The following is a 23,639-nucleotide window of genomic DNA, read 5'->3' as shown; positions in this document are numbered from 1 at the left end:
CCGCCGAGCGAGGCGCTGCCGCTCCCGCCGAGCGAGGCGCTGCCGCTCCCGCCGAGCGAGGCGCTGCCGCTCCCGCCGAGCGAGGCGCGGCCGCGCCCGCTGCGGTTCCCGTTGCTCGGGCACCGCAGGAGACCACGGGAGCCTCGACTTCCGCCGAGGGGGCGCCTGCGGCGGGCTCCGACGACTCCGCTGCCGCAGGCATCTCTGCTGCCGACACTTCCGCCACCGGGCGAGCAACCACCGAGCGAGCCGCCACCGAGCCGGCAGCAACCGCGCCGGAGCCGACGACCCCGACGTCGGGGTCGCAGCCCGCGTCGGCACCGTCCGGTCCGGTGACCTTCGAACGCATCACGGCGTCGTGGACCGCGGTGCTGAAGCGCCTCGAAGACATCAGCCGCAGCTCCTGGCTGCTGGCCACCGCCGTGCAGCCGCTGGCCTTCGTCACCGAGACCGAGGTCCTCACCCTCGGCTTCACGAGCCAGCACGACGTCGCGAAGTTCAAGGGCACGACGCCGGGCTCCGGCCCGTCCGACCACCTGCGCACCGCGATCGAGCAGGAGCTGGGCGTGCGCGTCAAGTACGTGCCAGCGCCGATGCCGCAGGGCGGTGCTCCCCGCCAGTCCTCGTCCGCGGAGGCGGCATCCTCGCGGGGATCATCATCCGACGCACCCGCATCGGAGCCTGCGTCAGCGAGTTCCACGCGCACGCAGATCCGCGGCGACTCCGCCACCCCGGTGACCGAATGGGCGGTCGCGCCGATCCCTGCGTCCCCGACCGAGGCAGCCCCGGTCGCGGCGGCGGCGGTCACGCCCCCGTCCTCCGCGCCGGTCGCCGCACCCTCGCTGTCCGGGGCGCCGCCGACGGGTCCCGCGACAGACGCGGCAGACGCCGGAGGCATGGTAGACGCGGCAGCGCGCACCGCCGCGCAGACTCCGGCGGTGGCGGGCGCTGCGCGGCCGTCCGACGACGTGCCGCCGCTCGACGACGAGCCACCGCCCTACGACGACGAGCCGCCGTACGACCCGTCGTACGAGCCCACGCCGTCGCGAGCACCGTCCCGCTCGTCTGCGCCCGCGTCCGCTTCGGCCGCATCGTCTGCGTCCGCCGCCGCACCGATCGCCCCGCAGTCCGCGCCGACCGCCCACGTGTCGTCCGCCAACCGCCCGTCGCCCGTCGCCCGCACCGCGCCGGCGTCAGCCCCCGTCGTCACCGACCGCACCCCGACCGGGGGAGTGCAGCGCTACGGTGAGGCCGTGATCCGCCAGGTGCTCGGCGCCACATTCGTGCGCGAAGAGCCCTACGAGCCCCCCACGAGGTTCTCCTGATGTACGACGGAATCGTCCAGGAACTGATCGACGAGTTCGGCAGGCTGCCTGGCATCGGCCCGAAGTCGGCCCAGCGCATCGCGTTCCACATCCTGCAGACGCCGACGTTCGATGTCGCGCGTCTCTCCGAGCTGCTCACCGAGATCCGGGTCCGCGTGCGCTTCTGCGAGATCTGCGGCAACGTGGCCGAGCAGGAGCGCTGCGCGATCTGCCGCGACCCCCGCCGCAACGGCGCGCTGATCTGCGTGGTGGAAGACGCGAAGGATGTCGCCGCGATCGAGCGCACCCGCGAGTTCCGCGGTCTCTACCACGTGCTCGGCGGCGCGATCAGCCCGATCGCGGGCATCGGACCTGACGACCTGCGCATCGCTCAGCTCATGACGCGCCTCGCCGACGGCACCGTGCAGGAGGTCATCCTCGCCACGAACCCGAACCTCGAAGGCGAAGCCACGGCGAGCTACCTCAGCCGACTGCTCACGACGATGCAGATCACGGTCTCGCGCCTCGCCTCGGGCCTGCCCGTCGGCGGCGACCTGGAGTACGCCGACGAGGTCACCCTCGGGCGCGCGTTCGAGGGTCGGCGCGTGCTGTGAACGCGCAGGCCGGGTTCTCCCGCCGAGGCTGGCTGCTCTTCGGGGCGATGGCACTGCTGTGGGGTGTTCCCTACCTGCTCATCAGCGTCGCCGTCGAATCGTTCTCGCCACCGGCGATCGTCGCCGGCCGCACGCTCATCGCGGCCCTCCTGCTGCTGCCGTTCGCGATCCGAGGCGGCGCTCTCAAGGCGGCGCTCGCATACTGGCCGTGGGTCCTCGCCTTCGGCCTCGTCGAGATGGCAGGCCCGTTCGTCCTGCTCGGTCACGCCGAGATGACCCTCCCGTCCGGGATGACCGGACTGCTCGTCGCGACCGTGCCGCTGTTCGCGGCGCTGATCGCCCTGGGCGGCGGTGACCGCGGCGTCCTGCGCCCGGCAAGGGGGATCGGCCTCCTCGTCGGGTTCCTCGGCGTCGCCGTCGTCGTCGCCGGTCCCGGACTGTTCGGCGGCGAGGTGAGCCTGCTCGCGGCGGGCGAGGTGCTGCTCGTCGCCGTGCTCTACGCGACCGCGCCGTTCATCGTCGCCCGCAAACTCGCCGACGTGCCGTCCCTCGGCACGATCACGCTCTCGCTGCTGATGGTCGGAGTCCTGTACCTGCCGATCGGACTCCTCACCCAGCACGAGATGCCGACGCTCCCCTCGGTCGCGGCGCTGCTCGCCCTCGCCGTCATCTGCACTGCAGTGGCCTTCCTCGCATTCTTCGCGCTCATCCGCGAGGTCGGCCCGGTGCGGGCGCCGCTGTTCACGTACGTCAACCCGGTGGTGGCGATCGTCCTCGGCGCGATCGTCCTCGCCGAGCCGCTGACCCCGGGGCTCCTCATCGGCTTCCCGCTGATCATCGCGGGGTGCTGGTTCGCGGCGACCGGCGGTCGCCTGCGGCCGCGACCTCCGGCATCCACTGCGCCCGACCTCGTCGCCGCCCCGCCCGCCCCGTGACCCCTCGTCCGCGCCGCTGTCACATGCGCGGGCGGGTATATGGGCCGATCGTAGAATGAGCGTGGGCGGATCCGCCCGACATCCCAGGGAGTGAACGTGGCCCTCATCGTGCAGAAGTACGGCGGCTCGTCCGTCGCCGACGCAGAGAGCATCAAGCGCGTCGCCAAGCGCGTCGTCGACACGCGCCGCGCCGGGCACGACGTGGTCGTGGCCGTCAGCGCGATGGGCGACACCACCGACGAACTGCTCGACCTCGCGAACGAGGTCGCCCCGATCCCGGCTCCTCGCGAGCTCGACATGCTTCTCTCGAGCGGAGAGCGCATCTCGATGGCGCTCCTCGCGATGGCCATCCACTCGATGGGCTTCGAGGCGCGCTCGTTCACCGGCAGCCAGGCCGGCATGATCACCGACTCGCAGCACGGCGCAGCGCGCATCGTCGACGTCACCCCCGTGCGTCTGCGTGAAGCGCTCGACGAGGGAGCGATCGTCATCGTCGCCGGCTTCCAGGGCTTCAACCGCGATACCCGCGACATCACCACGCTCGGTCGCGGTGGATCCGACACCACGGCCGTCGCTCTCGCCGCTGCGCTGTCGGCTGATGTCTGCGAGATCTACAGCGACGTCGACGGGATCTTCACCTCCGACCCGCGCATCATCCCCACCGCGCAGAAGCTCGACCACATCTCGAGCGAGGAGATGCTGGAGCTCGCCGCGAACGGCGCCAAGGTGCTGTACATCCGTGCCGTCGAATACGCACGCCGTCATGGCGTCCTGATCCACGCCCGCTCGACGTTCTCGTCGTCGGAGGGCACCTACGTTCTGGGCGAGGGCATGAAGAACCCCCGCGAAGCCGAGGAGGCTGAGATGGAAGAACCGATCGTCGCTGGTGTCGCCACCGACTTCAGCCAGGCCAAGATCACCGTCGCCGGCGTGCCGGATGTGCCCGGCAAGGCCGCGGAGATCTTCAAGATCGTCGCGAAGTCCGGCGCGAACGTCGACATGATCGTACAGAACGTGTCGGCGACGGGCCGCACCGACATCTCGTTCACCGTGCCCAAGGCCGACGCCGCCGGGGCTCTGAAGTCGCTGGCCGCCGAGCAGAACGAGGTCGGGTTCAGCAACCTCGTGCACGACGATCAGATCGGCAAGCTCTCGGTGGTCGGTGCGGGCATGCGCACGCACTCCGGCGTCTCGGCGATCCTCTTCGAGGCTCTGTCGGCCGGCGGCATCAACATCGAGATGATCTCCACGTCCGAGATCCGCATCTCGGTGGTCCTGCGCGACAGCGACCTCGCCGAGGCCGCGCGCACCGTGCACACCGCCTACGGACTCGACGGCGAGATCGAAGCCACGGTGCACGCCGGCACCGGGCGCTGACGGGCTCTCGCTCTGCGCGGCACGGTAGACTCACCCACACCCTGACATCGGCGCCAGGCGCGGCATCCGCATCCCGACGCCGCGCCCGAAGCCTCGTTCGCAGTACTGCTCGACGCCAAGGAACATCATGACCCGCATCTCCGACTCAGGACTCTCCGTCGCCATCGTGGGCGCCACCGGCCAGGTGGGCACCGTCATGCGCGAGATTCTCGCCGAGCGGTCCTTCCCGATCCGCGAGCTGCGCCTGTTCTCGTCGTCGCGCTCCGCCGGCACCTCGATCGAGTTCGGGGGAGCGACCGTGATCGTCGAAGACGTCGAGACGGCGGATGCCGCGGGCATCGACATCGCCCTGTTCTCGGCCGGCGCGACCGCCAGCCGCGCCTACGCACCGCGATTCGCCGATGCCGGCGCCGTGGTCGTCGACAACTCGAGCGCATGGCGCAACGACCCCGAGGTGCCCCTCGTGGTGAGCGAGGTCAACCCGCACGCGATCGACGATCGCCCGCGCGGCATCATCGCGAACCCGAACTGCACGACCATGGCCGCGATGCCCGTACTCAAGGCGCTCGACGCCGAGGCCGGCCTCGAGCGGCTGATCGTCTCGACCTACCAGGCGGTCTCGGGCTCCGGACTCGCCGGCGCGCAGGAGCTCCTCGGCCAGGTCGAGGGGGTGCTCGCGCAGGGCGACACGCTCCGGCTCGTGCATGACGGCTCGTCGATCGACTTCCCCGAGCCGGAGAAGTACGTCGCACCAATCGCCTTCGACGTGATCCCGTTCGCCGGCAACCTCGTCGACGACGGCGACAACGAGACGGACGAGGAGAAGAAGCTCCGCAACGAGAGTCGCAAGATCCTCGAACTGCCCGATCTGCGCGTCGCCGGCACCTGTGTGCGCGTCCCCGTGTTCACCGGTCACTCGCTCTCGATCAACGTCGAATTCGCTCGCGACATCACGCCCGAGCGCGCCCGCGAAGTCCTCTCCGCGGCGCCGGGTGTCGAACTCGACGAGGTTCCGACGCCCCTTCAGGCAGCGGGCAAGGATCCCAGCTTCGTCGGCCGCATCCGGGCAGACCAGTCCGCGCCGGAGGGCAAGGGCCTCGTGCTCTTCATCAGCAACGACAACCTGCGCAAGGGCGCGGCGCTGAACGCGGTGCAGATCGCCGAGGTCCTGGCCGAGCGCCTGTCGGTCATAGCCTGATCGCATTCCCGTCATGCGGATCCGGTCTCACGCCACCGGCCCGTGTGGTCTGTCGTGCCGTGCCCGCGAACTAGACTGTCCTGGTGACAGAAACAGTCGATGTCGTCCTGATCGGCGGTGGCATCATGAGCGCCACCCTGGGTACCCTGCTGCATGAGCTGCAGCCGGACTGGAAGATCGTCGCCTTCGAGCGGCTGTCTGACGTAGCTCAGGAGTCCTCCAACCCCTGGAACAACGCGGGCACCGGTCACGCGGCCCTCTGCGAGCTGAACTACATGCCGCAGCAGAAGGGTGCGCCGCTCGACCCGGCGAAGGCGATCTCGATCAACGAGCAGTTCCAGCAGAGTCGCCAGTTCTGGTCGTCCCTCGTCGAGAAGGGCGTGCTCGACGAGCCGTCGACGTTCATCAACGCGACCCCGCACATGACGTTCGTGCGGGGAGAGAAGGATGTGGCGTACCTCAAGGACCGCTACGAGGTCCTCAAGAAGCAGCCGCTGTTCGCTGGTATCGAGTACAGCGAGGACTCCCGCGTCATCAACAAGTGGGCGCCCCTGCTCATGCAGCAGCGCCGCAAGGGCGAGCCCTTCGCCGCCACCCGCGTGCCTGCGGGGACGGACGTCGACTTCGGTGCGCTGACGCATCAGCTGTTCGGCCACCTCACCAAGTCGGGCGTCTCGCTGCGCACCAACCAGGAGGTCCGTTCGCTGAAGAAGCAGAAGGACGGCTGGCTGGTCAAGTACCGGACGACCGTCGGCCGCACCCCCGCCGACATCAAGGCGCGCTTCGTCTTCGTCGGCGCCGGCGGATGGGCCCTCAAGCTGCTTCAGCGCTCCGGCATCCCCGAGATCAAGGGCTACGGCGTCTTCCCGATCGGCGGCCAGTTCCTCAAGACCAGCGACCCGAAGATCGTGTCGCAGCACAAGGCGAAGGTCTACTCTCAGGCCTCGGTCGGCGCTCCGCCGATGTCGGTGCCGCATCTCGACACCCGCGTCGTCGACGGCGAGGCGTCGCTCATGTTCGGTCCGTTCGCGACGTTCAGCCCGAAGTTCCTGAAGAACGGGTCGATGCTCGACCTCGTCACGCAGGTGCGCCCGCACAACCTCATGCCCATGCTGCGGGTCGCCTTCGCCAACCCCGACCTCATCACGTACCTCGTCGGCGAACTGCTGAAGAACCACGCGAAGAAGGTCGACAGCCTTCGGACCTTCATGCCGACGGCGAAAGACGAGGACTGGACGCTCATCGACGCCGGTCAGCGCGCCCAGGTGATGAAGAGGGACCCGAAGAAGGGCGGCGTGCTGCAGTTCGGCACCGAGGTCGTGGCCTCCGCCGACGGCTCCATCGCTGGCCTCCTCGGTGCGTCGCCCGGTGCGTCCACCGCCGTGCCGATCATGCTCGATCTGCTGAAGAAGTGCTTCCCCGACGAGTACCCCGGCTGGGAGGGCGAGCTGCGCGAGCTCATCCCGACCTTCGGCGAGATGTTGAACACGCATCCGGAGCTCGCGGCGACCTCGACCTCGTCGACGGCTGCCACGCTCGGCATCGACGAGTAACGACACGGTGGCGAAGCTCTACTTCCGCTACGGCGCGATGAACTCGGGCAAGTCCACCGCCCTGCTCCAGGCCGCCTACAACTACGAAGAGCGCGGTCAGCACGTCCTGCTCGCCAAGCCCGCCATCGATACCAAGGGCGCCTCCGAGGTCTCCAGCAGGCTGGGCATGACGCGCGAGGTCGACTTCCTGATCGGTCCCGATGACGACGCGCGGGCGCTCTTCGACGAGCACCGCGAACGGGTCAGACGCTCTGCTGAGGGCGAGCTGATCCCGGAGGGGCCCGTCGACGTCGCCTGTCTCCTGATCGACGAGGCGCAGTTCCTCACGGCCGCGCAGGTCGACGATCTGTTCCGCATCGCGATCGAAGACGGCATCCCCGTCATCGCGTACGGCATCCGCAACGACTTCCTCACGCATGCGTTCCCCGGTTCCGCCCGACTGCTGGCGATCTCGCATTCGCTCGAGGAGCTCAAGACCATCTGCCGGTGCGGGCGGAAGGCCGTGTTCAACGGACGTGTCATCGACGGGCGATTCGTGTTCTCCGGCGACCAGGTCGCCATCGACGAGGGCGCCGAAGGTGCGGCGGCGCCGGAGCTGACGACCTACGAGTCGCTGTGCGGTGCCTGCTACCTGCAGGAATCCGGCGGACGCCTGGGCTGATACCCTTTGTCGCTCGGCGCGCGCCTTCGCTCGGCGCACGCCGAGCCGCCCCGTCGCGGGCTGCGCCGCGGTCGTGCCCGTAACGGTCGCTTGCGTGGTCTGACCACAGTCGATATTGTGGTCAGACCACACGAGCGGAGGAGAGCGGATGCCGGAGCAACCCGCGCGCGCCTGGCGCCTCGTGCTGGAGCACGTCGAGCGAGAGCTCCTCGAGGGCCGTCTCGGGCCCGGCGATCGGCTGGCCTCCGAGCGCGATCTCGCCACGGAGCTCGGCGTCGGGCGGTCCAGCGTCCGCGAGGCGCTGCGAGTCCTCGAAGTCATGGGACTGATCCGCACCGCCACCGGCTCGGGGCCCCAAGCCGGGGCCATCGTGATCGCGACGCCGACGGGCGGGATGTCGACGCTGCTCCGTCTCCAGGTCGCCGCGCAGGGGTTCCCCCTCGACGACGTGGTCCGCACCCGTCTGCTGCTCGAGGATGCCGTCGCCGCGGATCTCGCGTCGCAGTCCGCCCCCTCGCTCGACGAGGTGCGACGGGTGCTCGACGCGATGGAGATGCCGGGTCTCGCGCCGGCCGACTTTCTCACGCTCGATGCGCAGCTCCACCTGGCACTGGCCGAGGCGAGCGGCAACACGGTCGTCGCGGCGACGATGGCCGGGCTGCGGACGGCGATCGAGTCGTACGTGCAGCGGGGAGCCGCGGCCATCCCCGACTGGGATGCCATGGCTGAGCGCCTCCGTGCGGAGCATCGCGCCATCGTCGCGGCGATCGCCGCCGGCGACGCCGAGAAGTCGCGTGCGCTCGTCCACGCCCACATCACCGGCTACTACACGGCCGCGGGACTCACCCGCGGCGTCCCGCCCACCGACTGAGAGGTCAGAGCATGGTCCAGCGCCAGCTTCCTAATCCCGCCGAGCTCCTCGAGCTCATGAAGTTCAAGAAGCCGCAGCTCGACGGCAGGAAGCGGCGTCTCGACGCGGCGCTGACCATCGCGGATCTGCGCACGATCGCGAAGCGCCGGACACCCAAGGCCGCCTTCGACTACACCGACGGGGCCGCCGAGGGGGAGCTGTCGCTGCGCCGGGCGCGGCAGGCGTTCCAGGACGTCGAGTTCCACCCCGGCATCCTGCGCCCGGCGCCGCAGGTCGACACGTCCGTCGAGATCCTCGGAGGTCCATCGGCGCTGCCTTTCGGCATCGCGCCGACCGGGTTCACGCGCCTCATGCAGACCGAGGGCGAGGTCGCCGGTGCTGGTGCCGCCGCCGCGGCCGGCATCCCGTTCACGCTGTCGACCCTCGGCACGACGTCGATCGAGGGTGTGAAGGCTGCCAATCCGCACGGACGCAACTGGTTCCAGCTCTACGTCATGCGCGACCGCGAGATCTCCTACGAGCTCACGCGTCGCGCGGCCGCGGCGGGCTTCGACACCTTGCAGTTCACGGTCGACACCCCGGTCGCCGGCGCGCGGCTCCGCGACAAGCGGAACGGCTTCAGCATCCCGCCGCAGCTGACTCTCGGCACGATCATCAACGCGATCCCGCGCCCGTGGTGGTGGTACGACTTCCTCACCACTCCGAAGCTGGAGTTCGCCTCCCTCAGCGCCACCGGCGGCACCGTGGGTGAGCTGCTCGATGCGGCGATGGATCCGACCATCAGCTACGACGACCTGGCGATCATCCGCGACCTGTGGCCGGGCAAGATCGTCATCAAGGGCGTGCAGAACGTCGAGGATTCCGTGCGACTGCGCGACGCCGGTGTCGACGGCATCGTGCTGTCGAACCACGGCGGACGACAGCTCGACCGAGCACCCATCCCGTTCCACCTGCTGCCGGAGGTGCGTCGTGCGGTCGGCGAGGACTTCACGGTGATGGTCGACACCGGCATCATGAACGGCGCGGACATCGTCGCGTCCGTCGCACTCGGCGCCGACTTCACCCTGATCGGGCGGGCCTACCTCTACGGCCTCATGGCGGGCGGGCGCGCGGGTGTCGACCGCACCATCGCCATCCTCCGCACCGAGATCGAGCGGACCATGCGCTTGCTCGGCGTCGCGTCGCTGGCCGAGCTCGAGCCCGCTCACGTCACGCAGCTGACGAGGCTCGTGCCCGTCGCGAAGGGCGCGTCGGGGTACGTCGTCCGCTGAGCTGCGTTCCGGCCGCTGGCCCGACCGTGCGTCGGGCTCGCGGCCGGGTCAGAGCGAGATGAGCAGTTCGTCGAGCTTGTCGGCGGTGTCTTCCCAGCCGTCGACGGCGATCGACGGCACGCCGAGAGCGAGCACGGGGAAGTCGTTGCCGCCCTCGTCGAGCCGGTCGCCGTAGAAGAGCATGGACGCGAGCGGGATCCCGGTCAGGTCGGAGAGGCGCTGCATCCCGTAGGCCTTGTCGATGCCGGCGCGGGTGATGTCGATCGACGTCGACCCGCCGGAGCGGACTTCAAGCCCGGGAAGGCGCGGGGCGACGGCATCCCGCAGAGCCGCCCTCTTCGCTCCGTCGGGGTCCCACTCGTGCTTGGCGTCGCCCGGAGCCTTCTGCCCGAGCGCGGAGAACGTGATCTGCGAGCCGCGGTCCTCGAGGATGTCGCCCCATGGCTCCGACTCCCACAGGCCCAGACGCTCCGCCTCCTCGCGCAACGCGGTCAGTGCGGCGTCCTTCTCCTCGGGGCTGAGATCGTGCGCGTAGACCGTCGCGAAGTCCACACCGTCGTGACGCAGGTAGCGCGTCCCGCATGTCGGCAGCAGGTGCAGGCGTGACAGTGTCTCCGCATCGACCGCCGCGAGCTGCGCGACGACCTGTGTGCGGAACTGCTGCTCGTTGCCCCCCGAGATGATCGCGACGTCTCCGCGGCGCAGCAGGGCGGTGAGGAGCCCGGCGATCCGGTCGTCGATCAGTCCCTTCGACGGTGCGAGGGTGTCGTCGAGGTCGAACGCGACGAGTGCGGGTGTGGTCATGATGCCTCCAGAGTACGACGAGGGCGGGTCGCGCGCGGCGCGAAGAGAAGGGTGCCGACGATCGCGAGGGACACGCCGATCAGCGCTCCGGCGGAGTTCGCGATCACATCGTTGACGGTGGCGGCGCGCTGGGGGAGGGCGAGATGCTGCGAGACCTCGATGGCGATCGAGAGGGCGGGGCCGAGCACGACCGCCAGTGGCCAGACGCGGCGCGGCACGAGGAGGAACGCGAACACGCCGATCGGTACGAAGACGAGCACGTTGGCGATGATCTCGAGGCGGGTGAAGTCGAGCCACTCCCACCCGAGACGATGGGCTGTCGAGAGGACCAGGTCGAGAAGGGCGGGCATCTTCTCCTCGACACGGGACGGCGTGAGCGTCAGCAATGCCAGACCGGCCACGAAGGGGATGCCGAGAAGCACCGCGACGCCGCGGGTCGAGCGCTGGGGAGCAGGCAGCAGTGCATCCACGCGGTCCCCTTTCGTCGTGCATCCCGATACAGAGAAGGCCGCCCCTGAGGGCGGCCTTCCGGTGTCACTGGTCGGGGTGACAGGATTTGAACCTGCGACCTCTTCGTCCCGAACGAAGCGCGCTACCAAGCTGCGCCACACCCCGTTTTGCAACCCTCCGAGTCTACAGGGAAATGGTCGCAGCGCCGAATCCGACGCTCACCCGCGTGCCGTTAGGGTCAGCAGGGTGGCCTCTGGGCGGCAGGCGAACCGCACGGGCGCGTAGATCGAGTGACCGCATCCCGCACTGACGTTCAGCGGCACGGTGCGTCCGTCCGCCGTCCATTCGCTGAGCCCCTTGGCCTGCTTCAGTGGGATGTCGCAATTCGCGACGAGGGCGCCGTAGCCGGGGAGGCAGACCTGGCCCCCGTGCGTGTGCCCGCCGAAGATGGCGTCCGCCCCGAGGTCGACGAAGGAGTTCAAGACCCGCTGGTACGGCGCGTGGGTGACCCCGAGGACCGGTGTGCCCGCGGGGCGGGTGCCGAGACCGGACATGGCGTCCGGGAGGGATTCGAGATCGTCCCACTCCTGGTGGGCATCGTCGGTTCCGAAGAGATCGATGTCCCTCCCGGCGACGCGCATCCGCACGGCGGCGTTGTTCAGACCCGCCCAGCCGAGCTCATCGGTGAAGTAGCTGTCCATCGCCCCGGTGTCGAGAAGCGGGACCGGGGCGTTGCTCCTGCGGGAGGGACCCATGAAGTAGAGGAACGGATTCCGCGGCGAGGGCGCGATCACATCGTTCGAGCCGTGCACGAAGACACCGGGGATGCCGGCGAGCGGATCGAATGCACGACGGATGCCGGAGAGCCCGTCGCGGTGGCCCAGGTTGTCGCCGGTGTTGACGACAAGGTCGGGCTCCAGCTGGGCGAGAGATGCGAGCCAGTCCTGCTTGCGGTGCTGCCAGGGCGCCATGTGCACGTCGGAGATGTGGAGCACCCGGATCGGAGCGGAGCCCGCGGGCAGGGCGGCGGCCGACACCTCTCGCACCGTGAACAGATAGCGCTCGATGCCGAAGCCCCACACCGCCGCCGCGGCGCCGGCGGCCCCCACCGCGCCGAGCGCGATGAGGGCCGGATGAGCCGATGAGCGGTGCGTCACTGGCAGGTGACCGTGATCGATGCGGACTTGTTGGTCGCGGTGTTCGCGGCCGGGTCGGTGGAGGCGACCTTGGCGCCGTTCGGGTTGCAGGAGCCGTCGAAGGACACCGACGAGAAACCGGCGGCCAACAGCGCCCGTCCCGCCTCTGTCTTCGACTGCCCGGTGATGTCAGGCACCGTGGCGCCCTGCCCGTTGCTCGGCGAGATCGTGATCGTGCCGCCGGTCGGAGCCTGTCCAGACGGGTCCTGCGCCACGACGACGTCACCCGCGGGGCCGTCGACGGCCGGGCCGACGGCCACCTGGAAGTTCTTGGCCTCCAGCGCCTGCGTCGCCGCGTCCACCGTCATGCCGACCACGTCGGGGACGTCCGCGAGGATCTGCCGGCTGAGACGGTCGTCCGGCCGCGGGAAGGCCTCGGCGGGGTAGACCTCGTCCGCTGCCCGCTGGATCTCGCGCGCCAAGCCGTACCGGATGTCGCCCAGACGGACTCCGTTGGCGCTGAAGTTGTTCAGCGGCATCCGGCCGTCGATGTTGCCCACCCAGACGGCGGTCGTGACTCGCGTGCTCGACTCGACGAGCATCGTGTGCTCCTTCTCGGCGGTACCCGTCTTGCCGATCAGCTGCGTGCCGTCGTTCGGGTTGGCGCGGCGTCCGGTGCCGTTGCCCTCCATGACGCCCCGCAGCGCGTACGCCGCGGTCGCCGCGACCTCCGGAGTGAGCTGCTGCGAGCACTTCTGTGCCGGCGGGGTCATCTCGGAACCGTCCTCGGCCACGACCCGGTCGATGACGCGCGGCTCGCAGTAGATGCCGTTGTTCGCGACCGTGGCATAGGCGCCGGCCATCTGCAGCGGCGCGACGCTCTTCGAGCCCAGCACCGTCGGGAACGGGTCGTTGGCTGCGGTGTTCGCGTTGGTCCCACCGACCGTGATGTCGTCGCCGTTTCCGTAGTGCACGCCGAGCTTCTTGGCGACCTTGTTGATGTCGCACAGATCGAGCTGCTGCGCCATGGCGAGGAACCCGGTGTTGAGCGACTGCGCGGTGAACTGCCGCACGTTGCCCACGGAGCCGCCGGAGTTGCCGAAGTTGTTGATCTTGGAGGTGTTCGTTATCCGATCACCGCACTGGGTGAACGGGCTGAAGGTCTTCAGTCGCCCGTCGAGCACCTGGTTGACCGAGTGCCCGGATTCCAACCAGCTCAGCAGGGTGAAGAGCTTGTACGTCGACCCGGTCTCGAAGCCGTAGGTCGAGCCGCCGTGCGCCTTGTCGGCGGCGAAGACCTGCGAGGTCTCTCCCGCAGCCAGGTTCGCTTCGGTCGTCTCGTTGAACACCGTGTTCTGCGCCATCGCGAGTACTCGTCCGGTGGCCGCCTCGACCGAGACGCCGGTTCCGCCGACCAGGATGCCGGGCATCGCCTGGGGGACCTGCGCCTTCACAGCGTCGATCGCGGTCTGCTGCACACGCAGGTCCAGCGACGTGTAGATCTCCATGCCGCCGCGGCGCAGGTTGATCCGACGCTCCTCCTCGGTGGCGCCGAAGGCCTCGTCGTTCTCGATGACGGCCTTGACGTACTGGCAGAAGTACGCGTTGTCGCCCGCTGCCGCGCATCCCTGCTGGGGCTCGCTGAGCACCGGAGTGACCGGCGTGGCGACTGCTTCGTCGTGCGCTGCCTGCGTGATCTTCTTGTCGGCCAGCATGCGGTCGAGCACGTAGTCGCGACGGTCCTTCGTGTCCTGATAGCCGTCGGCGTCGCCGTTGTGGGCCACGCCGTCGTCGTCCGTCCAGATCCCGCCCGGTCGGTCGATCCGGAACCGGTTCGGCTCCTGGACCATGCCGGCGATGGTGGCGGCCTGCGCGAGGCTGAGGTTCGCGGCGCTGGTCGAGAAGTAGCGGTTCGCTGCTGCCTCGATGCCGTAGATCGTTCCGCCGAAGTTGGCGATGTTGAGGTAGCCGAGCAGGATCTCGTTCTTCGAGTAGTCCTTCTCGATCTTCAGCGCGTAGCGCATCTCCTGCAGCTTGCGCTCGATGCCCTCGCTGCCCTTGGCGACGGCGGCGTCGAGGAAGCACTGCTCGATCTGCGTGGAGTAGTCGTCGGCCGCAGGGTCGACGTTCTGCTCGCACTCCTGCACCTGCACGTTCTTCACGTACTGCTGGGTGATGGTCGACGCGCCTCGGTCCGTCGTGCGCGCGAGATTCCCGACGGCGGCCTTCACGGTCGCACCGAGGTTGATGCCGCCGTGGGTGTAGAAGTTCTTGTCCTCGCTCGACAGGATGGCGTCGTACATCACCGGCGCGATCTGGTCGTAGGCGACGGGGATGCGCTTCTGCTCGTAGAACGAGGCCAGCGCGACCGGGGCACCGTCGAGGCCCGTCGCGTAGATCGTCGACTGCTGCATGGGGGCGTCGACCTGGAGGTTCTCGGGCAGGTCTTCGAAGATCGTGAGGGCCTGCGAACCGGCGATACCCGTCATGGCGAGAACGGGCGTGACGCTGGCCGTGACGAGGAGGCCGGCGACCGCGCTCAGGCCGACGAGTCCGAGGACTCCGCCGAGCGCACCCTTCACCGTGCGATTCTTTTGAGGCATACGCTGATCGTAGGGGAGTTCCCTGAAAAACCACCTTCGACGCATCCGGGCACCGGGTGCCGCCAGACAGGAGAGCCATGACCACGTGGGAGTACCTCACCACGCCGCTGCTGATCCACAACACGGCCGCGATCCTCAACAACTGGGGCAAGCAGGGCTGGGAGCTCGTCCAGGTCGTGCAGGGACCGGAAGGCGGACTCGTCGCCTACTTCAAGCGACCGGTCACCTCGGATGCCGCGGGCAATGCGGGTCTCGCTGCCGCCGAACAGGCGTCGCGTCAGTTCGAGGGAGGCGCCGCGTGAGCATCTCCGCACGCCTCGACGAGCTCGGCATCGAGCTGCCTGCGGTCGCCGCACCGGTTGCCGCCTACGTCCCCGCCGTCGTCCGCGACGGCCTCGTCTACACCTCCGGCCAGCTGCCCTTCTCCGGGGGCGCCCTGCCCGCCACCGGGAAGGTCGGAGCGGAGGTGGCCGCCGACGATGCGAACGCCTACGCCCGCACCTGTGCGCTGAACGCACTCGCGGCCGCTGCGGATGCCGCGGGTGGCGTCGACCGGATCGGCGGGGTCCTGCGGGTCGGCGGCTTCGTGGCATCCACTCCGGACTTCTCCGGTCAGCCCGGTGTCATCAACGGCGCGAGCGTCGTGCTCGGGGAGATCTTCGGCGATGCCGGACGCCACGTCCGCGCCGCCGTCGGCGTGCCGGTGCTCCCGCTCGACAGCCCGGTCGAGGTCGAGGTCACCTTCATCCTCGCCTGAGTCCGCTGCCGTATACGAAGAACGCCCCCTCCCGGTCGGGAGGGGGCGTTCGGCATCCGTGCTACTTGACCTGTGCGGAGATGATGCTCATCACCGCCGTGTCGGCGAGCGTCGTCGTGTCGCCGACCTCTCGGCCCTCCGCCACGTCCCGCAGCAGTCGACGCATGATCTTGCCCGACCGCGTCTTCGGCAGTTCGCCGACGATGTAGACGTCGCGCGGACGCGCGATGGCGCCGATCTGCTCGCCGACCCACAGACGCAGCTGCTGGGCGAGACCGGCGGGGTCGTGCTCGGAGAGGTAGCTCTCCTTGATGATCACGAAAGCCACGACGGCCTGGCCGGTCGTCTCGTCCGATGCGCCGACGACGGCCGCCTCGGCGGTGGCCTCGTGGGCGACGAGCGAGCTCTCGATCTCGGCCGTCGACAGTCGGTGACCGGAGACGTTCATGACATCGTCGACGCGGCCGAGCAGCCACAGGTCGCCGTCGTCGTCGAGTCGCGCGCCGTCCCCGGCGAAGTAGTAGCCCTGCTCCTCGAACTTCTCCCAGTAGGTCTCCTTGTACCGCTCGGGGTCGCCCCAGATACCGCGGAGCATGCTCGGCCAGGGCTCGGTGACGACGAGCAGTCCGCCGTTGCCGTTGCCCACGTCGGTGCCGGACTCGTCCACGACGTCGATCGAGATGCCGGGGAGCGGCACCTGGGCGGAACCGGGCTTCGTCGCGGTGACGCCGGGCAGGGCGGACACCATGATCGCGCCGGTCTCGGTCTGCCACCACGTGTCGACGATCGGGGTGGTGCCGGCGCCGATCACGTCGCGGTACCAGATCCACGCCTCGGGGTTGATGGGCTCGCCGACAGAGCCGAGCAGGCGGAGCGACGACAGGTCGAACTTCTGCGGCACGCTGCGGCCGATCTTCATGAACGAGCGGATCGCGGTCGGCGCGGTGTAGAAGATCGAGACCTTGTACTTCTCGATGATCTCCCACCAGCGGCCGGGGTGCGGGGAGTCCGGTGTGCCCTCGTAGATGACCTGCGTCGCGCCGTTCGCGAGCGGGCCGTACGTGACGTAGCTGTGGCCGGTGATCCATCCGATGTCGGCGGTGCACCAGTAGACGTCGGTCTCGGGATGCAGGTCGAAGACGTACTTGTGCGAGTACGCCGCCTGGGTGAGGTAGCCGCCGGAGGTGTGCAGGATCCCCTTCGGCTTCCCGGTGGTGCCCGAGGTGTAGAGGATGAACAGGGGGTTCTCGGCGGGGAAGGCCCGCGCGGTGTGCTCGGCGGATGCCGGTGGCACGGCGTCGTGCCACCAGATGTCCCGGTCGTCCTGCCAGTCCACCTCGTTCTCGCCGCGCTTGACGACCAGGACGTGCTCGACGGTCTGCTGCTCGCCCTCGCCGCGGTCGGACAGGGCCTGGTCGACAGCGGGCTTGAGCGCGGAGACCCGTCCCTTGCGGTAGCCGCCGTCGGCGGTGATGACCAGCTTGGCACCTGCGTCGTCGATGCGGGCCCGCAGGCTGTCGGCACTGAAGCCGCCGAAGACGACGGAGTGGATCGCGCCGACCCGAGCGACGGCCAGCATCGCCGCCACCGCCTCGGGGATCATCGGCAGGTAGATCGCCACCCGATCGCCGTGGCCGACTCCGAGGCCCTCGAGCACGTTGGCGACTCGTCTGACCTCGTCGGTGAGCTCGGCGTAGGTGATGCTGCGGGAATCGCCCGGCTCGCCCTCCCAGTGCAGCGCGACGCGGTCGCCGTTGCCGGCCTCGACGTGCCGGTCGAGGCAGTTGTAGGCGACGTTGAGCTCGCCGTCGTCGAACCACTTCGCGAAGGGGGGCGTCGACCAGTCAAGCACCTGTGAGAACGGCGTGCTCCAGCTCAGCAGCTCACGGGACTGCTCGCCCCAGAACGATTCGCGGTCCGCTGCGGCGCGCTCGTACAGCTCGGGCGATGAGATCGACTGGGCGGCGAACTCCTCTGACGGCGGGAACTTGCGGGTCTCGTCGAGAAGGTGATCGATCTGACTGCTCATCGGCAGGCGCTCCTTTGCGGCGTGCGGGTCGTGCGGGCGCGACCGAGCCGATGCTCGAACCGCGTGAGGGCGAATCTAGTCTCGGCCGGTGACGCTCAATACTGCCGAAAGTCGGTATCGGGTCGGCTGCAGTCAGGGCGGTCGCGCCGTTCGGGTCCGACCGCCTCTGCACCCTCGAGGGGTCGAACGGGTTGTGCACACGCGCCGAGTTCCCCGGTCGGCCGGACGCCGGTGCGGAGGTCGAGGTGCCTACCGTCGACGCATGAGCCACGCATTCGTCATCGAGCCTCGAGCGGGCGCGCGCGTCGACGGGGGCCTCGACGCCGCGGCAGAGATCGCGCTCGATCCGGCCTTCGCGCCGCTCGCGGAGTTCTGCCTGGACGACGCGGTCACCGACATCTTCGTCAACGGCTCGTCCGGGCTGTTCGTCGACCGCGGTCACGGCACCGAACCGGTCGCACGGTGGCGGGCGTCGGAGCGCGAGGTGCGCGACCTCGCCGTCTCCCTCGTCGGACTCGGAGGACGCCACCTCGACGACCAGGCTCCCTGCGTCGACGTACGGCTGGCCTCGGGGATACGCGTCCATGCGGTCCTCCCCCCTGTGTCCGCTTCCGGCACCGCCCTCTCCATCCGCGTGCCGCGCGTGCGCGTCGCCGACCTCGATGCTCTCGCAGCGCTGGGGTCGATCGACGACCGGCAGCGGCGCTGGCTTCTGGATCTCGTACGCACCCGCACCAACATCCTCATATCCGGGGGCACTGGCACGGGTAAGACGACACTGCTGTCGGCGCTGCTGACCGCAGTGCCTGAGGGCGAGAGGATCGTCACGATCGAGGACGTCGCCGAGTTCTGGCCGCGTCATCCGCACCATGTCGCCCTCGAGGCGCGGCAGTCGAATCTGGAGGGCGCCGGCGGGATCAGCCTCGCACGACTCGTGCGGGAGTCGTTGCGGATGCGCCCGGATCGACTGATCGTGGGGGAGTGCCGCGGTGAGGAGGTGCGGGAGCTCCTGAGCGCCTTGAACACCGGGCACGACGGAGGCGCCGGAACCCTGCACGCCAGTGGACTCGCCGATGTGCCGGCCAGGCTGGAGGCACTGGGGGCGCTCGCGGGTATGGATGCGACGGCCCTCGCTCGGCAGGCCGTCAGCGCCTTCGGGATCGTCCTGCACCTGCATCGCGCGCCGGATGGGACGCGACGGATCGAGCGGGCCGGAGTGCTCGCTCTCGATGGCGATCGGCTCGGTATAGAAGAGGTACGGCCGTGGTGACGCTGCTCCGCCGTGCCGCGCAGCGGGAGGCCGATCCGGCCACCACCGTGCAGACGCTCGCCGTCCTGCTGCAGGCCGGTGCCGCACCGATGGTCGCCTGGCGGCACGTCGCCGATCTCGGGGATTCCCACGCGGTCGCCATCGTCGAGAGCGTCGAAGGCGGAGAACCCCTCGTCACTGCGATCGAACGACGAGGCGGGGTCTGGCGTGATCTCGCCGCGGCCTGGGAGGTCGCGACGACGATCGGCGCTCCCCTCGCCGAGGTCCTGCGGATGATCGCCGACACCCTCCGCGATGCGGCCTCGGCCGCCGACGACGTGCGGATCGCCCTCGCCGAGCCCGCCGGTACAGCTCGGCTGCTGCTGTGGATGCCGTTCGCAGGCCTCCTGCTCGGCTTCGCTCTCGGATTCGACACCCTCGGCGTGATCACCACGAATCCGTTCGGTGCCGGGTGCGTGGTGGCCGGACTCGTCCTCGTGCTGGCTGCGCGGGCCTGGACGAGTCGACTGCTGCGTCGAGCGCGCCCAGACCCCGGCACGCCGGGCATGCACGCCGAACTGGTGGCCGTCGCGCTGTCGGGAGGGGCGTCGGTCGATCGAGCGCTCCGCCTCGTGGCGGATACGGAGGCGTCAGGAAGAGGTGACGAGGGCCAGCTGCGTGCAGTGCTGGAGCTCTCGCGATCCGCGGGGGTGCCGGCGGTCGAGCTGCTGCGCGCGTCGGCCGCTCAGGACCGGCACTCGTCGCGGGTCGAGGGTCGGCTGCGCGCCGCACGCCTCTCGACCAGCCTGCTCCTGCCGCTCGGGGTGTGCACGTTGCCCGCTTTCCTCCTCCTCGGCGTCGCACCGCTTCTGCTCAGCGTGCTCGCGTCGACACCAATGCCGCTGTGACCACGAAGTCCCTACAGAGAAAGAAGAAGAACCATGACCACCATCCCGACCCTCACCCGCCGCACCGCCACCTCCCTCTTCGGGGACGACCGCGGGGCGGCGACCGCTGAGTACGCCATCACGACGATGGCGGCCGTCGCCTTCGCGGGGCTGCTCGTCGTCATTCTGCGCTCCGGCGAGGTGCAGGGCATCCTCACCGATCTCGTACGCCGTGCACTCACGGTGTCATGATGCGCAGACCCGATGACGAGCGCGGATCCGTCGCTGCGGAACTCGCCCTCGCACTTCCCGCAGTGCTGTTGGCCCTCATGCTCGGGGCCGGCGCGCTGGGCGCGGCATCGCGTCAGGTCGCGCTGCAGGATGCCTCGGCCGACGCCGCGAGGCTGCTCGGCCGAGGGGAGGGGCCGGGGCCCGCCTCCGCCGCGGTGTCCAGGGCGGTTCCGGGCGCCGCGATGTCGAGCCGGAACGAGGGTGACATCGTCTGCGCGACCGCGCACGGCGAGGTTGCGTTCGCGATGGTCCGGCTTCCGCTCCAGGCCTCGAGCTGCGCCCTCGCCGGCGGCCTGTGATGGGCAGCAGGCCGACGCCGGGCGTCGACAGCCGAGCCGTCTCGGCCGCCGGAGCCGTGGCGAGCGGGATGGTCTGATGGCCGGGAGTGCTCTCGGGGCCGGTCTGCTCGTCGTCGCGGCCACTCTGTCCCTCGGCCTCGCAGCCGTGGGCGGGGCTGCGGTGACTGCGCAGCGCGCGGCAGGGGCGGCGGATGCAGCGGCGCTCGCCGCCGCCGACGCCGCCAGTGGAGCGGTGGCGACGGCCGACGCGCCGTGCGCTCTCGCCGCTCGCGTGGCGGAGGCGTCCCGTGCCCGCGTGACGGACTGCGCCGTCGTGGGGCTCGTGGCGACCGTGGAGGTCCAGGCGGCGTACGCTGGACTCGCCGCCGTCTCCCGCGCCCGTGCCGGGCCACCCGAGGAGAGATGACGTCGGCGCGAAGCGCTGCTCGCGAGAACGCAGGCCGCCGCTGTGACCAACCCATCACGGCGGTGTGTATGGTGTGCTTCGGAGAAAGGATGCACCCTTGGCTCAAGGCAAGAAGCTGGTCATCGTCGAGTCCCCGACGAAGATGAGGTCTATTCAGGGCTACCTCGGTGACGGCTACGAGGTGCTCAGCTCGGTCGGTCACATCCGTGACCTCGCCGACAAGAAGGACATCCCCGCCGCCGACAAGCAGGCATACGGCAAGTACTCGATCGACGTCGACAACGACTTCGACCCGTACTACGTCGTGTCCGACCGCAAGACCAAGACCGTCGCCGAGCTGAAGCGGGCGCTGAAGACCGCCGACGAGCTCCTGCTCGCCACTGATGAGGACCGCGAGGGCGAGGCGATCGCCTGGCACCTGCTCGAGACCCTCAAGCCCAAGGTCCCGGTGAAGCGCATGGTGTTCCACGAGATCACCAAGGATGCGATCCAAGCCGCCGTCGGCAACACCCGCGAACTCGACACCGACCTCGTCGATGCGCAGGAGACGCGCCGCATCCTCGACCGTCTCTATGGCTGGGACGTCTCGCCCGTGCTCTGGTACAAGGTCAAGACCGGGCTGTCGGCCGGCCGTGTGCAATCCGCCGCCACTCGCATGATCGTCGAGCGCGAACGTGAGCGCATGGCCTTCGTCTCGGCCGATTACTGGGACGTCGAGGCACTCGCCTCGTCCGCCTCCGGGTTCCGTGTGCGGCTCGTTCGCGTCGACGGCGGGCAGCTCGCCCGCGGCACCGACTTCGACGACACCGGAAAGCTCAAGAAGGCCGTCGTCGTCCTCGACGAGAAGAAGGCCGCCGCCCTCGCGCTCGCCGTCGACGCGGCAGGCATCGGAACCGTCTCCAAGGTCGAGGCGAAGCCCGGCACGCGCAGCCCCTATGCGCCGTTCACGACCTCCACGATGCAGCAGGAGGCCGGCCGCAAGCTCTCGATGAGCGCGAAGCAAGCGATGAGCGTCGCCCAGCGGCTCTACGAGAAGGGGTACATCACCTATATGCGCACCGACTCCACGGCGCTGAGCACCCAGGCGGTGCAGGCGGCGCGGAGTCAGGCAGTCGCGCTCTACGGCGACAGCGCGGTGCCGCTGAAGCCGCGCGTCTACAAGTCCAAGAGCAAGAACGCTCAGGAGGCGCACGAGGCGATCCGCCCATCGGGAGAGACCTTCCGCACTCCCTCGTCGGTGTCATCCGATCTCGACCGCGAGGAGTTCCGCCTCTACGACCTCATCTGGAAGCGCACCGTCGCGAGCCAGATGGCGGACGCGAAGTACGAGACCACGACCGTCACGATCGCCGTCGACGCGGCCGGTCAGAACGCCGAGTTCACGGCATCCGGCACCGTCTACACCTTCAAGGGCTTCCTCGAAGCGTACGAAGAGGGACGCGACGAGAAGCGGAACTCGCAGGACACCTCGGACGAGCAGTCGCTGCCCGCCGTCGCCGTCGGTGACGAGCTGCGGATGACCGAGGCGGAGGCGAAGGGCCACCGCACGACGCCGAAGCCGCGCTACACCGAGGCGTCGCTCGTGAAGGCGCTCGAAGAGCACGGCATCGGCCGCCCCTCGACGTTCGCGAGCATCATCGGCACGGTGATCGACCGCGGCTACGCGACCAAGCGGGGTCAGGCTCTTGTGCCGACCTGGCTCGCGTTCAGCGTGGTCCGGCTGCTCGAAGAGCATTTCGCCGACCTGATCGACTACGACTTCACCGCAGCGCTGGAAGACGACCTCGACGCCATCGCGCGCGGCGAACAGAAGCGCGTCGAATGGCTGCGCTCGTTCTACTACGGCTCCGAGTCCCAGGTGGGTCTGCGCCACGTCGTCGACAACCTCGGCGAGATCGACGCCCGTGCGCTGAACTCCACTCGCATCACGGACACGGCCACGCTGCGGTTCGGCAAGTACGGACCGTACCTCGAGGTCGTCGACCCGGCTGCCCCTGACGAGAAGCCGCGTATCGTCAACGTCCCCGAAGACCTCGCCCCCGACGAGCTGACGGCGGAGAAGGCGCAGGAGCTCATCGACGCTCCCGTCGCCGGCGACCGCGTGCTCGGCGTGAATCCCGAGAACGGCAAGGTGATCGTCGTCAAGGACGGCCGATTCGGGCCGTACGTGCAGGAGAACGATCCGGTGTCGGACGACGCAGCGGTCGACGAGGCGACCGGCGAGGTCGTGGACAAGCCCAAGCCCAAGCGCGGAGCGAAGAAGGATGCCGCGCCCAAGCCCCGTACCGGATCCCTCTTCCGGTCGATGTCGGTCGACACGATCGATCTCGACACCGCTCTGCAGCTGCTGAGCCTGCCGCGCGTGGTCGGCACCGACCCCGAGTCGGGTGACGAGATCACGGCGCAGAACGGCCGCTACGGTCCGTACCTCAAGAAGGGCACCGATTCGCGGTCGCTGGATAGTGAATCGCAGATCTTCGACGTCACGCTGGAGCAGGCGCTCGAGATCTACAAGCAGCCGAAGTACGGCGCGGGAGCTCGCCGAGCGTCCAGTGCGCTCGCGGAATTCGAGGCCGACCCGGTGAGCGGCAAGCCCATCCGCATCCGTGACGGACGCTTCGGCGCCTACGTGACGGACGGCGAGACGAACGTCACGATCCCGCGTGGTCAGAAGCCCGAGGACATCACCTTCGAGATCGCCGTACAGATGCTCGCCGACAAGCGTGCCAAGGGCCCTGCCCCGAAGCGCGGCGCGGCAGCAAAGAAGGCGCCGGCGAAGAAGGCGCCCGCGAAGAAGCCCGCTGCGAAGAAGGCGCCGGCCAAGAAGGCCGCCGCGACGACGCAGACGGATCCCGACAAGGCGGCCGCCCGCTCCGCCGCAGCGAAGAAAGCGGCGGCGACGCGAGCGGCGAACGCCGCCGCCAAGCGCGCCGAGTGAGTGGGC

At 69.4% G+C, this 23,639-nt stretch carries 21 protein-coding genes, 1 tRNA gene and 1 pseudogene; 17 read left to right on the top strand and 6 right to left on the bottom strand.

Going from position 1 to position 23,639, the window contains the following annotated elements; genetic code table 11:
• The 9 genes and pseudogenes from FSY98_RS03790 to FSY98_RS03750 form a co-directional block, all read left to right on the top strand.
• A pseudogene (locus tag FSY98_RS03790) lies at nt 1–1,325 on the top strand (hypothetical protein); the annotation flags it as partial.
• Nucleotides 1,325–1,918, top strand: coding sequence for a recombination mediator RecR (gene recR / locus FSY98_RS03785; RefSeq protein ID WP_096714913.1), 594 nt, complete (start codon nt 1,325–1,327; stop codon nt 1,916–1,918). The pseudogene FSY98_RS03790 and the gene recR, both read left to right, overlap by 1 nt.
• Entirely contained in the window at nt 1,915–2,853 is a 939-nt protein-coding gene (locus FSY98_RS03780) for a DMT family transporter (protein WP_144874112.1), read from the top strand. The genes recR and FSY98_RS03780 overlap by 4 nt, the downstream gene beginning before the upstream one ends.
• A 96-nt stretch (nt 2,854–2,949) precedes the next feature.
• The gene (locus FSY98_RS03775) at nt 2,950–4,230 is read left to right on the top strand and encodes an aspartate kinase (RefSeq protein ID WP_144874110.1); all 1,281 of its coding nucleotides are present in this window, start codon (nt 2,950–2,952) and stop codon (nt 4,228–4,230) included.
• A 127-nt stretch (nt 4,231–4,357) separates the two neighbouring features.
• Complete coding sequence (locus tag FSY98_RS03770) at nt 4,358–5,428, top strand: aspartate-semialdehyde dehydrogenase (RefSeq protein ID WP_144874108.1); 1,071 nt, start codon at nt 4,358–4,360, stop codon at nt 5,426–5,428.
• 83 nt (nt 5,429–5,511) lie between these two features.
• Complete coding sequence (locus tag FSY98_RS03765) at nt 5,512–6,981, top strand: malate:quinone oxidoreductase (RefSeq protein WP_144874106.1); 1,470 nt, start codon at nt 5,512–5,514, stop codon at nt 6,979–6,981.
• A 7-nt stretch (nt 6,982–6,988) separates the two neighbouring features.
• Nucleotides 6,989–7,642, top strand: coding sequence for a thymidine kinase (locus FSY98_RS03760; protein WP_144874104.1), 654 nt, complete (start codon nt 6,989–6,991; stop codon nt 7,640–7,642).
• Between the two features lie 148 nt (nt 7,643–7,790).
• Nucleotides 7,791–8,513, top strand: coding sequence for a FadR/GntR family transcriptional regulator (locus tag FSY98_RS03755; protein ID WP_144874102.1), 723 nt, complete (start codon nt 7,791–7,793; stop codon nt 8,511–8,513).
• An 11-nt stretch (nt 8,514–8,524) separates the two neighbouring features.
• Entirely contained in the window at nt 8,525–9,784 is a 1,260-nt protein-coding gene (locus tag FSY98_RS03750; RefSeq protein ID WP_144874100.1) for an alpha-hydroxy acid oxidase, read from the top strand.
• A gap of 48 nt (nt 9,785–9,832) precedes the next feature.
• Here FSY98_RS03750 and FSY98_RS03745 read toward each other — a convergent pair whose 3' ends face one another.
• The 5 genes from FSY98_RS03745 to FSY98_RS03725 form a co-directional block, all read right to left on the bottom strand.
• The gene (locus FSY98_RS03745) at nt 9,833–10,588 is read right to left on the bottom strand and encodes an HAD-IIB family hydrolase (protein ID WP_144874098.1); all 756 of its coding nucleotides are present in this window, start codon (nt 10,586–10,588) and stop codon (nt 9,833–9,835) included.
• A complete protein-coding gene (locus FSY98_RS03740) occupies nt 10,585–11,058 on the bottom strand; it encodes a VanZ family protein (RefSeq protein ID WP_144874096.1) in 474 nt (157 codons plus the stop codon). Before FSY98_RS03740 ends, FSY98_RS03745 begins: the two co-directional genes overlap by 4 nt.
• A 68-nt stretch (nt 11,059–11,126) precedes the next feature.
• Nucleotides 11,127–11,203: transfer RNA gene (locus FSY98_RS03735), tRNA-Pro, on the bottom strand.
• A 53-nt stretch (nt 11,204–11,256) separates the two neighbouring features.
• Nucleotides 11,257–12,195: a metallophosphoesterase gene (locus tag FSY98_RS03730; RefSeq protein WP_144874094.1), complete on the bottom strand. Its 939-nt coding sequence runs from the start codon at nt 12,193–12,195 to the stop codon at nt 11,257–11,259.
• Nucleotides 12,192–14,777: a transglycosylase domain-containing protein gene (locus FSY98_RS03725; RefSeq protein ID WP_144874092.1), complete on the bottom strand. Its 2,586-nt coding sequence runs from the start codon at nt 14,775–14,777 to the stop codon at nt 12,192–12,194. Before FSY98_RS03725 ends, FSY98_RS03730 begins: the two co-directional genes overlap by 4 nt.
• 77 nt (nt 14,778–14,854) lie before the next feature.
• Between FSY98_RS03725 and FSY98_RS03720 the strand changes: the two genes are divergently transcribed.
• Entirely contained in the window at nt 14,855–15,079 is a 225-nt protein-coding gene (locus FSY98_RS03720) for a hypothetical protein (RefSeq protein ID WP_144874090.1), read from the top strand.
• The gene (locus FSY98_RS03715; RefSeq protein WP_144874088.1) at nt 15,076–15,534 is read left to right on the top strand and encodes a RidA family protein; all 459 of its coding nucleotides are present in this window, start codon (nt 15,076–15,078) and stop codon (nt 15,532–15,534) included. Before FSY98_RS03720 ends, FSY98_RS03715 begins: the two co-directional genes overlap by 4 nt.
• 61 nt (nt 15,535–15,595) lie before the next feature.
• Here FSY98_RS03715 and acs read toward each other — a convergent pair whose 3' ends face one another.
• Complete coding sequence (acs, locus tag FSY98_RS03710; RefSeq protein WP_144874086.1) at nt 15,596–17,563, bottom strand: acetate--CoA ligase; 1,968 nt, start codon at nt 17,561–17,563, stop codon at nt 15,596–15,598.
• A 262-nt stretch (nt 17,564–17,825) separates the two neighbouring features.
• Here acs and FSY98_RS03705 point away from each other — a divergent pair, with 262 nt between their 5' ends.
• The 6 genes from FSY98_RS03705 (at nt 17,826) to topA (ending at nt 23,633) form a co-directional block, all read left to right on the top strand.
• The gene (locus tag FSY98_RS03705) at nt 17,826–18,833 is read left to right on the top strand and encodes a TadA family conjugal transfer-associated ATPase (RefSeq protein WP_144874084.1); all 1,008 of its coding nucleotides are present in this window, start codon (nt 17,826–17,828) and stop codon (nt 18,831–18,833) included.
• A complete protein-coding gene (locus tag FSY98_RS03700) occupies nt 18,827–19,720 on the top strand; it encodes a type II secretion system F family protein (RefSeq protein WP_260857252.1) in 894 nt (297 codons plus the stop codon). Before FSY98_RS03705 ends, FSY98_RS03700 begins: the two co-directional genes overlap by 7 nt.
• A gap of 33 nt (nt 19,721–19,753) precedes the next feature.
• Entirely contained in the window at nt 19,754–19,951 is a 198-nt protein-coding gene (locus FSY98_RS03695; protein WP_144874082.1) for a DUF4244 domain-containing protein, read from the top strand.
• Nucleotides 19,951–20,289, top strand: coding sequence for a TadE family type IV pilus minor pilin (locus FSY98_RS03690; protein ID WP_144874080.1), 339 nt, complete (start codon nt 19,951–19,953; stop codon nt 20,287–20,289). Before FSY98_RS03695 ends, FSY98_RS03690 begins: the two co-directional genes overlap by 1 nt.
• 76 nt (nt 20,290–20,365) lie before the next feature.
• Nucleotides 20,366–20,695, top strand: coding sequence for a helicase (locus FSY98_RS03685; RefSeq protein WP_144874078.1), 330 nt, complete (start codon nt 20,366–20,368; stop codon nt 20,693–20,695).
• A 97-nt stretch (nt 20,696–20,792) separates the two neighbouring features.
• On the top strand, nt 20,793–23,633 hold the full coding sequence (gene topA / locus FSY98_RS03680) for a type I DNA topoisomerase (RefSeq protein WP_144874076.1): 2,841 nt from the start codon (nt 20,793–20,795) through the stop codon (nt 23,631–23,633).
• Nucleotides 23,634–23,639 lie beyond the last annotated feature (6 nt).

It is taken from the genome of Microbacterium sp. 1.5R, assembly GCF_007667425.1.
Lineage (GTDB): Bacteria > Actinomycetota > Actinomycetes > Actinomycetales > Microbacteriaceae > Microbacterium.
Note: the sequence above shows the minus strand (reverse complement) of the source record. Positions and strands in the feature narration are given on the sequence as shown.

Bases quoted from the DNA above. Each gene is read 5' to 3' on its own strand.
- recR (WP_096714913.1), top strand. From the start codon at position 1,325: ATGTACGACGGAATCGTCCAGGAACTGATCGACGAGTTCGGCAGGCTG.
- FSY98_RS03770 (WP_144874108.1), top strand. From the start codon at position 4,358: ATGACCCGCATCTCCGACTCAGGACTCTCCGTCGCCATCGTGGGCGCC.
- FSY98_RS03755 (WP_144874102.1), top strand. From the start codon at position 7,791: ATGCCGGAGCAACCCGCGCGCGCCTGGCGCCTCGTGCTGGAGCACGTC.
- FSY98_RS03750 (WP_144874100.1), top strand. From the start codon at position 8,525: ATGGTCCAGCGCCAGCTTCCTAATCCCGCCGAGCTCCTCGAGCTCATG.
- FSY98_RS03745 (WP_144874098.1), bottom strand. From the start codon at position 10,588: ATGACCACACCCGCACTCGTCGCGTTCGACCTCGACGACACCCTCGCA.
- FSY98_RS03725 (WP_144874092.1), bottom strand. From the start codon at position 14,777: ATGCCTCAAAAGAATCGCACGGTGAAGGGTGCGCTCGGCGGAGTCCTC.
- FSY98_RS03720 (WP_144874090.1), top strand. From the start codon at position 14,855: ATGACCACGTGGGAGTACCTCACCACGCCGCTGCTGATCCACAACACG.
- acs (WP_144874086.1), bottom strand. From the start codon at position 17,563: ATGAGCAGTCAGATCGATCACCTTCTCGACGAGACCCGCAAGTTCCCG.
- FSY98_RS03705 (WP_144874084.1), top strand. From the start codon at position 17,826: ATGAGCCACGCATTCGTCATCGAGCCTCGAGCGGGCGCGCGCGTCGAC.
- FSY98_RS03695 (WP_144874082.1), top strand. From the start codon at position 19,754: ATGACCACCATCCCGACCCTCACCCGCCGCACCGCCACCTCCCTCTTC.
- FSY98_RS03690 (WP_144874080.1), top strand. From the start codon at position 19,951: ATGCGCAGACCCGATGACGAGCGCGGATCCGTCGCTGCGGAACTCGCC.
- FSY98_RS03685 (WP_144874078.1), top strand. From the start codon at position 20,366: ATGGCCGGGAGTGCTCTCGGGGCCGGTCTGCTCGTCGTCGCGGCCACT.